Origin of the sequence: Streptomyces atriruber, from assembly GCF_001418325.1 — a bacterium.
Lineage (GTDB): Bacteria > Actinomycetota > Actinomycetes > Streptomycetales > Streptomycetaceae > Streptomyces > Streptomyces atriruber.
The window spans coordinates 24,090-36,541 of sequence record NZ_LIPN01000279.1 but is presented as its reverse complement, the minus strand read 5'-3'; the positions used below and the strand labels follow the sequence as shown (position 1 = coordinate 36,541).

General features: G+C 72.4%; 12 protein-coding genes. 6 read left to right on the top strand and 6 right to left on the bottom strand.

The window, feature by feature from the left end; all coding sequences use genetic code 11:
* The coding region (locus AOK03_RS27085; RefSeq protein ID WP_063792585.1) for an SAM-dependent methyltransferase at positions 1-773 on the top strand (773 nt) is incomplete at its 5' end.
* Positions 774-1,019: 246 nt separating this feature from the next.
* Complete coding sequence (locus AOK03_RS27080; protein WP_055567969.1) at positions 1,020-1,895, top strand: TauD/TfdA dioxygenase family protein; 876 nt, start codon at positions 1,020-1,022, stop codon at positions 1,893-1,895.
* Between the two features lie 19 nt (positions 1,896-1,914).
* On the opposite strand, the gene AOK03_RS27075 is transcribed toward AOK03_RS27080, so the two are convergent.
* Both AOK03_RS27075 and AOK03_RS27070 read right to left on the bottom strand, forming a co-directional pair.
* On the bottom strand, positions 1,915-2,421 hold the full coding sequence (locus AOK03_RS27075) for a GNAT family N-acetyltransferase (RefSeq protein ID WP_055567963.1): 507 nt from the start codon (positions 2,419-2,421) through the stop codon (positions 1,915-1,917).
* A complete protein-coding gene (locus AOK03_RS27070) occupies positions 2,418-3,158 on the bottom strand; it encodes an IclR family transcriptional regulator (RefSeq protein ID WP_055567962.1) in 741 nt (246 codons plus the stop codon). Before AOK03_RS27070 ends, AOK03_RS27075 begins: the two co-directional genes overlap by 4 nt.
* A gap of 117 nt (positions 3,159-3,275) precedes the next feature.
* On the opposite strand from AOK03_RS27070, the gene AOK03_RS27065 reads away from it, so the two are divergent.
* Genes AOK03_RS27065 through AOK03_RS27055 form a run of 3 tightly spaced genes read left to right on the top strand, consistent with a single transcriptional unit; the run spans position 3,276 to position 6,121 of the window.
* Positions 3,276-4,439 carry an acyl-CoA dehydrogenase family protein gene (locus AOK03_RS27065; protein ID WP_055567961.1) on the top strand — a complete coding sequence of 388 codons (1,164 nt, stop codon included), beginning with the start codon at positions 3,276-3,278 and terminating at the stop codon, positions 4,437-4,439.
* Positions 4,439-5,668 (top strand): CaiB/BaiF CoA transferase family protein, encoded by a 1,230-nt coding sequence (locus tag AOK03_RS27060; RefSeq protein ID WP_055567960.1) that lies wholly within the window; start codon positions 4,439-4,441, stop codon positions 5,666-5,668. Before AOK03_RS27065 ends, AOK03_RS27060 begins: the two co-directional genes overlap by 1 nt.
* Positions 5,669-5,698: 30 nt before the next feature.
* A complete protein-coding gene (locus tag AOK03_RS27055) occupies positions 5,699-6,121 on the top strand; it encodes a YunG family protein (RefSeq protein WP_055567968.1) in 423 nt (140 codons plus the stop codon).
* Positions 6,122-6,132: 11 nt separating this feature from the next.
* Here the strand turns inward: AOK03_RS27055 and AOK03_RS27050 are convergent, their stop codons facing one another.
* From AOK03_RS27050 to AOK03_RS27035, 4 genes are all read right to left on the bottom strand, one after another.
* Positions 6,133-6,885: a cupin domain-containing protein gene (locus tag AOK03_RS27050; protein WP_244177767.1), complete on the bottom strand. Its 753-nt coding sequence runs from the start codon at positions 6,883-6,885 to the stop codon at positions 6,133-6,135.
* Between the two features lie 190 nt (positions 6,886-7,075).
* Positions 7,076-7,516 carry an SSI family serine proteinase inhibitor gene (locus AOK03_RS27045; RefSeq protein ID WP_055567958.1) on the bottom strand — a complete coding sequence of 147 codons (441 nt, stop codon included), beginning with the start codon at positions 7,514-7,516 and terminating at the stop codon, positions 7,076-7,078.
* Between the two features lie 322 nt (positions 7,517-7,838).
* Positions 7,839-8,990, bottom strand: a complete 1,152-nt coding sequence (locus AOK03_RS27040; RefSeq protein ID WP_055567957.1) for a diaminopropionate ammonia-lyase — start codon at positions 8,988-8,990, stop codon at positions 7,839-7,841.
* A 15-nt stretch (positions 8,991-9,005) separates the two neighbouring features.
* Positions 9,006-9,449 carry a DUF3093 domain-containing protein gene (locus AOK03_RS27035; RefSeq protein ID WP_055567956.1) on the bottom strand — a complete coding sequence of 148 codons (444 nt, stop codon included), beginning with the start codon at positions 9,447-9,449 and terminating at the stop codon, positions 9,006-9,008.
* A 185-nt stretch (positions 9,450-9,634) separates the two neighbouring features.
* Between AOK03_RS27035 and AOK03_RS27030 the strand changes: the two genes are divergently transcribed.
* Complete coding sequence (locus tag AOK03_RS27030; RefSeq protein ID WP_055567967.1) at positions 9,635-12,448, top strand: alpha/beta hydrolase family protein; 2,814 nt, start codon at positions 9,635-9,637, stop codon at positions 12,446-12,448.
* Positions 12,449-12,452 lie beyond the last annotated feature (4 nt).

The following is a 12,452-nucleotide window of genomic DNA, read 5'->3' as shown; positions in this document are numbered from 1 at the left end:
GCGGCAAGGACAACTACGAGATCGACCGGAAGTTCATCCTCTCCACCGTGCCCTCGTTCCCCGAGGTCGTCGACATCTGCCGCCAGAACCGCCAGTTCCTCTACCGCGCGGTGCGCCATCTGACGCGGGAGGAGGGCATCCGCCAGTTCATCGACATGGGCTGCGGACTGCCCACCGACAACAACGTCCACGAGGTCGCCCAGCGTTTCGCCCCCGATGCCCGCGTCGTCTACGTGGACGTCGACCCGATCGTCCTCGCGCACGGCCGCGCGCTGCTCGCCGACGACTCCTCCACGACGGTGATCATGGGGGACATGCGCGACCAGGACGCGATCCTGAAGCACCCCGACCTGACGCGCCTCATCGACTTCGACGAGCCGGTCGCCACGCTCTTCCTGTCCGTGGGGCACCACCTCGTCGACGCGGACGACCCGCGCCGCATCCTGCGCACCATCGTCGACCGCTCGGCACCCGGCAGTTTCGTCGGTTTCTCACAGGTCATCTGCGAGGACCCGGAGCGGGGCGCGGCGATGACCCGGCACATCGCCGGTGGCGGCGTGCCGTGGCAGACCCGCACACCCGCCGAGGTCGACGTCCTGCTCGAAGGGCTCGACCCCCTGGAGCCCGGTGTGGTCAACCTCGTCGACTGGCGCCCCGACCCCGACCAGCCCGCCCTGGAGCCGGTCGACCCCGACCTCGTGCCCTACCTCGGCGTGACCGACGCGAACAAGGGGATCTACGAGTACGGCGGAGTGCTGCGCAAGCCGCAGTAGGTCGGTTGACCTGAAGGCATCGACGTCCCACAATGACGACCATGATCCAGCACCTGACCGCCGCCGCACGGACGTTCAACGTCCCGTGGCGGCGCGGGTGCGAGCGATCGGGCCGCTAGCTGTCCGGAGCCCCGCTCCGCACGGCCCCCGCCCGCTCACGCACCAGAAGGATCAGACCCGATGACCGTCGCACCCCAACCCCCCGTCACCGCGGCCCTGCGCGAGGCCCGCGTCCCTGCCGACGGCATGTACGAGGGCCGCCGCACCCTGCGCCGCCTGCCCGACGACTGGCAGGAGCGTCCCTACGAACTCTTCGACGTCGTGCCCCAGGGCCGCGTCATCGGCGCCGAGATCCGCGGCGTCGACCTCGCCCGCCCGCTGACGCCCGCCCTGCGCGAGGAGCTGAACCGCGCCCTGCTGGAGTGGAAGGTGCTGTTCTTCCGCGGTGCGGGCATCACCTCCGAGCAGCAGCGGGCCTTCGCCCTCAACTGGGGCGAGCTCGAGACCAATCCGCTGCTCGCCCGCGGCTCCGCCGACGACGTCGTCCGTTTCGACAAGGGCGGCAGCGCCACCCCCACGTACGAGAACGTCTGGCACGCGGACGTCACCTTCCGCGAACGTCCCGCACTGGGCGCGGTGTTGCAGCTGCGCGAAGTGCCGCCGTTCGGCGGTGACACGATGTGGGCGGACATGGCGGTGGCGTACGACAACCTGCCCGACACCGTCAAGGCGCGCATCGACGGTGTCCGTGCCGTGCACGACTTCATCCCCGGCTTCGCCCGCTTCTACGGCCCGGACAAGCTCGCCCCGCTCCAGGACCGCTTCCCGCCCGTCACCCACCCCGTGGTGCGCACGCACCCGGAGACCGGGCGGCGCATGCTCTTCGTGAACACGTCCTTCACCACGCACATCGTCGGCATGGAGCGCGAGGAGAGCGACCGGCTGCTCGGCTACCTCGTGCGGCAGGCCCATGTGCCGGAGTACCAGGTCCGGTTCCACTGGCAGGCGGGCGACATCGCCTTCTGGGACAACCGCGCCACCCAGCACTACGCCGTCGACGACTACGCCCCGCACCGGCGGGTCGCGGAGCGCGTCGCCATCGCGGGCGACCTGCCGTACTGACCCGAGCCGGGGCCGGGGCTCAGGCCCCGAGCGTCGCCTCCCAGCGGGTCTCGCCGTCCTGAATCACCTCGGTGGCGGCGAGACCCGCCGCCCTCGCCACGGCCGCGGACGCCCGGTGGTCGGGATGGACATGCGCGACGACGGTACGCACGTGCTGTCCCGCCAGCCACGCCACCAGGCCACGGGCCGCCTCCGACGCGAAGCCGCGTCCCTGCCAGGGCGTCCCGACCACCCAGGCGATCTCCGCGCGGGCCTCGGGAACGACGGTCGCCTGCACCGTCCCGACGAGGCTCGGGCGGTCCGCACCGCGGAGCCGAAGGACCCAGTTGCACCAGGAGACACCAGGGTCGGGGGAGCCGGCGAGCATGCGCCGATAGCGGGCGCGCAGCGCCTCGACGTCGTCGGGGGCGCCGCCGATGAAGGCGTGCAGAGCCGGATCGCCGAGCACGGCGGCCATCTCGTCCGCGTGCTCGACGCGCAGCGGCACGAGGTCGAGGCGGGGCGTGCGGACCTCGGTGGGGATCATGGATGCATTGTGCCGAGCCGGTCCGCGACGGTGCGCACCGCGTCCGCGAGGGCGTCCGCGAGGTCCGGGAGGAGCTCCGCGGTCCGCGACGTCGGGCCCGCCACGGCGATCACCGCACGGACCCGCCCGCCGACCAGGACCGGCCGGGCCGCCGCGGTCACGTCGGGCAGCGTCTCGCCGCGGTTGAACGCCACACCCGTCGCACGCACTTCGGCGAGCTCGTCGTGCGCCGCCTGCCGGGCGGCCGGATCGTCGATGAGCTTTCGCAGACAGGTGTCGCGCCAGGACCGGGAACGGTGGGCGAGCAGCACTTTGCCCGCGCTCGGCGGATACAGCGGGCGGCGGGTGCGCAGCGGCGCCGAGTAGCGGATCAGCCGGTGCGACTCGGCCGCGGTCGCGTACACGAGCGAGTCGCCCACGGCGGTGCCGAGCATCGCCGTCTCGCCGAAGCGGTCCCGCAGCGCCTCCAGGGTGGGCAGGGCCGCGGCCGCGACATCCCGCGAGGGCCGCGCCAGGAGACTGCCGAGCGCCGGACCGAGGTGGTAGACGCCGTGCTCCTCGACCAGGTAGCCGGTCGAGACGAGGCCCTTCACCAGGCCGAACACGGAGGACTTGGGGGCGTCCAGGGCGTCCGCGAGCTCCTGCATCCGGGCGCCGTCACGCCGCGAGACGCACTCCAGGATGCCCGTCACACGGCTGACGGTGCGGTGCTCCCTGGGCGCGGTTCCCTCGCTCACGGTCCGGCTCCCCTCCGCCGAGTGGCTCTTGACCGGCCGATCATACGGCTCTTAGCCTCACGCATATCCGACTCGGCAATCGTATATACGAACTCGACCGAACTGGGGCAGGAATCCATGGACTTCGCGCTGACCGAGGAACAGGAGGACATCCGCCGCGCCGTCGCCGAACTCGCCGCCCGCTTCCCCGACACGTACTGGGCGGATCACGACGAACGGGCGGCGTTTCCCCAGGACTTCTACGACGCCTTCGCCGAGGGCGGCTGGCTGGGCATGGCGATCCCCGAGGAGTACGGGGGCGGCGGGCTCGGCATCCTGGAGGCCGCCCTGCTGCTCCAGGAGATCGCCGCCTCCGGAGCCGGGATGAACGGGTGCAGCACCATGCACCTGACCATCTTCGGCCTCAACACCCTGGTGAAACACGGCAGTCCACAGCTGCGCGAGGAGATCCTGCCGCGCGCCGCCGACGGCTCGCTGCACGTCTGCTTCGGCGTCACCGAACCCGACGCCGGCACCGACACCACCCGCATCTCCACCGTCGCCCGCCGCGACGGCGACGACTACGTCATCAGCGGCCGCAAGGTATGGATCACCAAGGCCGGCCACTCCCAGAAGATGGTCCTCATCGCCCGTACGGCGCCGCGCGACGCGGAGCGGCCCACCGAGGGCATGACGCTGTTCCTCGTCGACATCGACTCCGACGCGGTGCGGCTGCGGGCCATCCCGAAGATGGGCCGCAACGCCGTCGCCTCCTACGAAGTTGTCATCGACGAGCTCCGCACGCCCGCGAGCCGCCGGGTGGGGGAGGAAGGACAGGGCTTCCGCCATCTGCTCGACGGCCTCAACCCGGAACGCATCCTGCTCGCCCACGAAGCCGTCGGCATCGGCAGGGCCGCCCTGCGCGCCGCCGTCGACCACGCCCGCACGCGTGTCGTCTTCGACCGCCCCATCGGGCAGAACCAGGGCGTCGCCTTCCCGCTCGCCGAGGCCGCCACCCGGCTCGACGCCGCCGAACTGATGGCCCGCAACGCCGCCTGGCGCTACGACCAGGGGCTGCCCTGCGGAAAGGAGGCCAACATGGCCAAGTGGCTGTGCGCCGACGCCGGATTCCTGGCCGCCGACCGGGCCGTGCAGACCCTCGGCGGCATGGGATACGCGAAGGAGTTCCACGTGGAGCGGTACTTCCGGGAGTCACGGCTGCTGCGCCTGGCCCCGATCAGCCAAGAGATGATCCTCAACTACGTGTCCAGCCACGTGCTGGGTCTGCCGAGGTCCTACTGATGACGCATCCGCCCACCGGCCCCGGACCGCACGGCGGCGCCCTCACCGGAGTCAAGGTGCTCGACCTGTCCCGCGTCCTCGCCGGACCCTACTGCGCCCAGCTGCTCGCCGACCACGGGGCCGACGTCATCAAGGTCGAGCCCCCAGCCGGGGACGAGACCCGCGGCTGGGGCCCGCCGTTCGTGGCACCGGACACCTCCGCGTACTACCAGAACCTCAACCGCGGCAAGAAGAACATCGTCGTCGACCTGTCCCTGCCCGAGGGGCGCGACATCCTGGACACGTTGCTGCGCGACACCGACGTGCTCGTGGAGAACTTCAAGGCGGGCACCCTCGCCAAGTGGGGTTACCCGGACGAGGAGGTGCGCCGCAGGTTCCCGGCTCTCGTCCACTGCCGCGTCACCGGCTTCGGGACCGACGGGCCGCTCGGCGGGCTGCCCGGATACGACGCGGTACTGCAGGCCTACGGCGGTCTGATGAGCGTCAACGGTCAGGCGGACGGGCCGCCGTTGCGCGTCGGGGTGCCGGTCGTCGACCAGGTCACCGGCATCCTCGCCTTCTCCGGCATCCTGCTGGCCCTGTACGAACGCCACCGCTCGGGCCTCGGCCAGCTCGTCGACTGCACCCTCCTGGACACCGTGGTCAGCCTGCTCCACCCGCACTCGGCGTCGTGGCTCGCCGACGGTTCGGTGCCGCGCCGCACCGGCTCCGCGCATCCCAGCATCGCCCCCTACGACGCCTTCGCCGCCGCCGACGGGCCGCTCTTCGTCGCGGTCGGCAACGACCGGCAGTTCGGCGCGCTCACGGAGGTGCTGGAGCTGCCCGCGCTGGCCCAGGACTCCCGCTTCCGCACCAACCCGGACCGCGTGCGCCACCAGCAGGAGCTGCGGGCCGCGCTGGAGAAGGCCGTCGCCGCCCGCCCCAGGGCCGAACTCACCGCGCTCCTCAGGGCACGGGGCATCCCGGCATCGCCCGTGCACGATGTCGCAGAGGCGCTCACCGCACCCCAGGTGCGCCACCGCGGCCTGGTCGTCGAGGACGGCGACTACCGGGGCATCGCCACGCCCGTGTCCCTGTCCCGCACACCGGCTTCGGTGCGGGCCGAGGTGCGGAGCGCGGGGGCGGACACACGGGAAGTGCTCGCTGCGCGCGGATTCGACCAGGAGGCGATCGAAGGGGCGGTCGGGCGAGGGGCGGTGCGGTCGGCCGGGACCGGGGGCGAGGCGTGATTGTCAGTGCCGGGTGCGAGGGTGACCGGCATGACACCACTGCGACTCACGGACATCGAGGCGGCGCTGCGCGACAGTTGGGGCGCCGACACGGCCGACCCCGACTCCGGCGAGACGTGGCTGCCGGACAACCCCGAGCGGGACCAGTGCGGCGTCACCGCGCTCGTGCTGAACGACCTGCTGGGCGGCGAGCTGCTGTGCGCCGAGGTCCACGTCGGTGGGGCGCGGACGGGATACCACTGGTGGAACCGCCTGGACTCGGGGGTCGAACTCGACCTCACCAGGGGCCAGTTCCTGCCGGGCGAGACCGTCACGGACGGCGTCGCCGTCACCCGGCCGCCGGAGATCCGCCGCTGCCGCGAGGAGTACGAACTGCTGCGCGGCCGGGTGATGAGCAGGCTCGCCGAACAGGCCGGGGGTTTACCGGGGATGCCCGCTCAGGCCATGTCGTGAGCGGTGCTCGGTCACGCCACTTCGTAGACGTCGAGCCGTCCGCACATCCCGAACCTGCCCCGGGCCGAGGGCTGTTCGGCCCGCACGGCGGCCCGCGCCAGATAGTCGGAGTCGCCGCGCTCCAGCCGGTCGAGCTGGGCCCCGGTCGCCTCCGCCGCGGCCGCCGCACCCGCCCGCCAGCGCTCCCGCCATGCCGCCGCCAGCGGCTGCACCAGGTCGACCGCGGCCCGGTGGAAGGCGGCCAGCGGCTCCGGATCCCCTGCCTCGGTCGCCTCGCGGAGCACGGTGAAACCCTCGATGGCCAGGTCGCGGCGGCGCCGGGCCGCGGACGCCAGCTCGGCCTCGCTCCCGTCGGCGGGCAGGGCGACGGCGGCGCGGTAGGTCTCGGGGTCGGTGAGCAGCGGCGGCGGCAGGGTCAGGACGGCGTCCCCTGCCTCGGGCAGACCGCAGTTCTGCATGAGGACGTTGATGGTCAGCCCGCCGTCGTTGACCAGGCGGTGAATGGTGCCGGGGGTGAACCACACCAGGGCGCCGGGGGAGAGGGGGGTCTCGCGGAAACCGTCCGCGGTCAGGGTCTGCACGGCGCCGCTCCCGCCGGTCACCGCGTACCCCTCCGAACAGGTCAGGTGCAGATGGGGAGTTCCGCCGCGCCGCCCGTCGGCGGCCGGCCAGTTGTACACGCTCAGCCGCGACACCCCGATGCCGCCGGGAAGTCCCTCGTACGAGACGGGCATCGCTTGCGCTCGGTGCGGTTGGTTCACCATGGACTCCTCGCGACGTCGGCTGCGGCTGGGGTGCTCGCGGTGGCGGTTGCGGTGGTGGTGGCTGGGGCTCGGTGAAGACACTACGGCCCCCGGTGTCGCCCGACACCGGGGGCCGCCCCGCGTCCCGACTGCCTTCCCCCACGAAAGGTCACCGGGACTCCCCTGAGTGTGGTCAGGGTCTGTGATCCCGTCAGAAGGTCAGTGCGGCACCCTCCCCGAGACCCGCCTTCATCGTGCACTGGTTGGCGAAGGTGTTGGTCCAGTCGACGTGCTTGCCGTTCCACACACCGCGGACGCTGACCGTGACCGGACGCCACTCCTTGGTGCAGATTGCGTCGGACCCGGTGCCGACCAGCTGGGTGAACTGTCCGCCGACCTTGGCGAGTTCAGCGCAGGCGGCGGCCGCCGACGGGTGGGTGCCCGCGGGACGGGGCGCGCAGGTGAGCGTCACGGCGCGCTCCACCGCGACGGAGTCGACGTCCTCGCCCTGACCGACGGTCAGCACGAGGGCGGACGGGGCGTAGAGGCTCTTCACCTTCGGGGCCTCGGCCTGCGCGGTGCCTGCCGTCGCGGCGAGGACGCAGGTGGCCGCCGCCGCGGCTGCTCCTACGGCCTTGAGGGTGCGACGCATGGTGAACTCTCCTTCGATCGATGCGGTTGGTGACTGCGGTGAGGAGTCTTGCCGGTGCGGAGAGTGAGCGCCATCCGGATGGTCGATTTCCGGATGTGCCGTTCCGGTGAGCGGTGACCGTACGCTCGTTCGGGCAGCTCAGGGGCGGTGGGAGCGGTTGCGCATCAGCTGTCCAGCATGTGGACGAATGGCATTGGTATAACTAGGAACCACTGTCTGACCTGCGGGAATGGAAAATTGGTTTGCGTTTCGACGACTTGCATCGTCCGGAAATCATCGCTGAATGACCTCTTGATCATGCGAATCATTGGTGTTTCGGGTTCTATCGCCCTGGATTTGCGTCTGCTCCCTCGGTGTTGATCAATACGATGATTGCGTCGGGATGCACCCCCAGGGCGGCACGACGCTCGGTGCTGCCGGCCCCGGTAAGCGCGGCGCGCACTCCGGCGAGGGAAGCGGCGCCGCACGGGCCGGACGAGACGCCCAGCTCCGCCAGGTCGCGCGCGGCGGACGTGCTGTCGGCATCGGTGACGGCGACGGCCGCGTCGAGACCCTCGCGGAGCACCGGCCAGGCCAGGGCGGAGGGTGTGCCGCAGTTCAGCCCGGCCATCACCGTGACATCGGTCGGCACCCGTGCGAGCCGCCCCGCGCGAAGACTCGCCAGGACGCAGGCGGCCCCCACGGGTTCGACCGAGAGCACGGCGGGCGGGGCGGCCGCGGGTGAGGCCTGCGCACCCCGTCCGCTGCGGTAGTGCGTGACCGCGGCCTGGGCGAGCGACCCGACCCCCACGGGAACGGCGACCAGCGCGGGTGACTGCGCCTCCGCGGCGTCCAGTTGGGCGTCGACCTCGGCGAACAGGGTCGCGTATCCCTCGACGACCAGGGCGGGAATCTCCTCGTACCCCTCCCATGCCATGTCCTGGACGAGCACCGCGTCCGGTGTCGCGGCCGCGGCCCGCGCCTCGCGCACCGCCGCGTCGTACGAACCGGCCACCGTCGTCACCTCGGCGCCCTCGCCCTCGATGGCGGCCACCGCGGCGGGTTGCACCCCGTCAGGAACGAAGACATGCGCGCGGCGCCCCAGTTGCCGGGCCGTGCGGGCCACGGCCCGGCCGTGGTTGCCGTCGGTGGCGGTGACGAGCCGCCGGATCGGTGTGCCGGTCGTCCCCCGGGGGCCGTTCGCGCCGTGCGCGAGGATCCGGTCGATCGCCCAGGAGGCGCCGAGCGCCTTGAAGGCAGGCAGCCCGAACCGCGTGGACTCGTCCTTGACGAAGACCCGGCCCACCGCCAACTCGCGCGCAAGCCGAGGAAGTTCATGCAAGGCGGTGGGCGCGTACCCGGGCAGCGCCGTGTGGAACGCGCGTGCGTCCGGCGGGGGAGGGGCGCAGGTCCACGTGCGCGCGGCGGGCCGCGTGTACCAGGGGAGCGGGGAGGGGGGTTGGGCCGCGGAGAATTCGGTTTCTTGATCCTTCACGGCACCAGCGTGCGGTCAGCCCCGGGAGAACGCCAGCACGGCTGCCAGGTTCATCGGCTGGCGCGTCGATACGTAGACGTAGGGCGCGCCTCCCCAGGAGTTCCGCAACTCGATGCGCAGCGCGGTGGGGACGTAGGAGCGCAGGAGCAGCAGCGCGTACGGATTCGCCCTGGTCGTGCGCCACTCGAAGGCCTCGCGCTCGTCGAGGATCTCCGTCGCGCCGAGCGCCTCGATGGGGATGACCCGCTTGCCGACGACGAGGGAGCCCGGCGTCACCAGGATGCGCACCCTGCCGTGCAGGTGCACGAGTGTGGCGGAGACCGCGACGCCGAGCGCGGCCGCGGTCACCGCGGCGATCGCGCCGAAGGGGATCGCCGCCACGGCCAGCCCGAATCCACCCAGTGCGACCAGCCCCCACCAGGAGCGGGGGACGTTCAGCCGCTCTTCATAGATGTGCATGACCGCATCCTGGCAGGCAGGCGCGCGGCGACGGGCGGGGGGTTCCCATGAGTCGCGTCCCACCTCCTGCGCCCCGCCGATCGCTGGACGCCCACGCTTACCGGGAGGCAACTCCCGGCCATCCGATCTCGTCATCGAAGGAGTAAGCGGGGCACGTGAGTTCGAGGCGTGCCCCGGTGCTCGGGATGACGAGGAGAATCACGTTGAGAGGTGTGCTGAGAGGGGCGACCGCGGCCTTAGCGGCGCTCGCGCTCGCGGCGGTGTCGCCGGGTGCGGCCCACGCCGGGTCGTCCGCCGAGCCCCCGCCGACCGGACCGCCCCCTGCGCCCGTGTCGGCCGGGAGCGACGGCAAGGGGCTGCCGGACGGCTGGCGGCTGTCCGGCAAGGGCGAGGGCAAGCAGCTCGTGTGGGCCTCGCCGGAACCGGTGGCTATGGGTGATGCGCGGGTCGAGTTCTACTCCGGGAACAGGCTCCTCGGCCGGCCCCTGGCGGCGCGGGACGGGCGCTCGTTCCGGCTTCCGCTGCACGGTGCGCGCATCGGTCCCGCGCGGGAGCTGAAGGTGCTGGCCGCCGGACGCCGCCTGGACGAGGCGGGATCCGACGCGCAGGCGCGCGGATCCCGGCCGGACCCGGCTGCCCGCCCCGCGCTGCCGCCCGCCAACGGCGTCGACCCCGGCAAGCCGGGCCGCTACCGCACCGTCACCGGCTCGTACACGCTCAAGTCGGTACGGCTGCCCGGGTTCCCCGAGCCGGTGGAGATGAAGGCCGACGTGGTCGGCCCCGCCGACGCCCCCGGCAAGCGGCCGCTGGCCCTGTTCCTGCATGGCCGCCACTACACCTGCTACGGCGCCAACGGCGAGCGGCAGATGGTGTGGCCCTGCAAGGCGGGCCTCAAGCCGGTGCCGAGCCACAAGGGCTACCAGCGCGCCCAGAAGCTCCTGGCCTCCCAGGGGTACGTCACGGTCTCCATCGCCGCCAACGGCATCAACGGCCAGGACGAACGGGCCGAGGACGGCGGCGCGCAGGCCCGCTCGACCCTGGTGCGGCAGCACCTCGCCCGCTGGGCCGACTGGGCCGACAAGCGGTCCACCGCTCCGGCCGGAGTGCGCGCCGTCGCGCCCGCGGACCTGTCCCGCGTCCTCCTCGTCGGGCACTCCCGGGGCGGCGAGGGCGTCGACCGCGCCGCGCTGGACAGCCTCTACAGCCCGCCCGCCGACCAGGACGTCCCCACCGGACCGGTCCGCTGGAAGATCCGCGGCAACGTCCTCATCGGCCCCACCCTCTTCGGTCAGAACCCGGCGCCCGACGTGCCCTCCGCGACGATCCTGCCGGGGTGCGACGGAGACGTGTCCGACCTGCAGGGCGAGCTGTACGTCGACGGAACGCGCGGTGTCAGCCGCGGCGCCGCCCTGCACAGCGCGGTGTACATGGTCGGCGCCAACCACAACTTCTTCAACAGCGAGTGGACGCCGGGCCAGTCCACGGCCCCCGCCGACGACGACTTCCCGGCCGACGAGACCTCGGACCCGGTCTGCTCGAAGGGCACGAAGACCCGGCTGACCGCACCGCAGCAGCAGGCCGCCGGTGCCACGTACATAGCCGCGGTGGCCCGGCTGTTCGTCGCGGACGACGACCGGGTGCGCCCCCTGCTCGACGGTTCCGGCCGGCGTGCTCCCTCGGCGGACCCCGCGCAGGTGCTGACGCACGCCGTCGGCGCGCGCCGCACACCGGCCCTGCTGCCCGGCGCCTCGACGAAGGTCGAGGGCGCTCGCCTGTGCGCCCAGGTCGCCACCGACGAGGCCAAGGCCTGCCTGTCGTCCACCACGTCCGGGCGCTCACCGCACTTCGCGTTCTGGGAGTTCGCGCCGGAGCCGGGACGCGACGCGGTCGCGATGCGCTGGTCCAGGGCGGGGGACCCGGTGCGGGTCAGCCCCGCACGCCCGTTCTCCCTGGCGGGCGCCGAGGACGTGGCGCTGCGGGTGATCGTGCCGCCCAACACCACCGGGACCCGGTTCGACGTCTCGCTCGTCGACGCCTCGGGACACCGGGCCGAGCTCGGCCGGGTCCGCGTCGACGGACTGCCGGGCAGTGACCTCACGGCCTCCCACTGGGGCCGCGAGGTGCGCGTACCCCTGTCGGCCTCGGCCCGGGAGAAGCTGGACCTCGAGCACGTGCGGACCGTGGAACTCACGCCGCGCACCCGCTCGGGCAAGGCGTGGCTGATGGACGCCTGGGGCTGGCGCCCCGGCACACCGGCAGTGCGGCCCGCCGAACTGCCGCGCGTCGACGTCGGCCGGCTGAACGTGAAGGAGGGCGACTCCGGAGTGCGCACCTACCAGGTTCCGGTCACGGTCTCCGGCAAGGGCAGCGGCAAGGTGCGGCTCTTCGTGCCCGACATCGACACGGGCGAGGTCGCGCACCGGACGCTGACGGTACGTCCGGGAGACCACGTCGACTTGCCCGTGGAGGTGCGCGGCGACACCCGCTACGGCCAGGACACCGGACACGATGCGCTGATCAAGGCGGTGCGGGGCGCTGTGGTCGGCTCCTACCGGGGCGGAGTGATGGCGGAGAACGACGACCCGGCGCCGAAGGTCACCCTCGAACCCGTCGCGGACCGGGTCACCGAGGGCAAGCCCCTGACCTGGCGGATGACGCTGTCCGAGGCGGTCGATGTGGACATGATGGCCATCCTCTCCTTCCAGCCGGTCGACGGAGGCAGGGAACTGTCCACCCTGGACGTGGAGCCGGGCTGGCTGGCGAGCGAGTTCGGCACGGCGCCCCGCCCGGAGCGACCGCTGTGGAAGATGGCGGGGGAACAGGGCCTGTTCGTGAACGTGCCCGCGGGTGAGAAGAGCGCCGAAGTGCGCATCCCCACCATCAAGGACCGGGTGAGCGAGCAGGAGGAGTCCGTCAAGGCCCGGCTCTACGTCTACGACGCGAAGTGGGAGCCGCAGCCGGGCCCGGTGGTCACGGGCACGGTGCGCGACGCCTCGTAGCGCG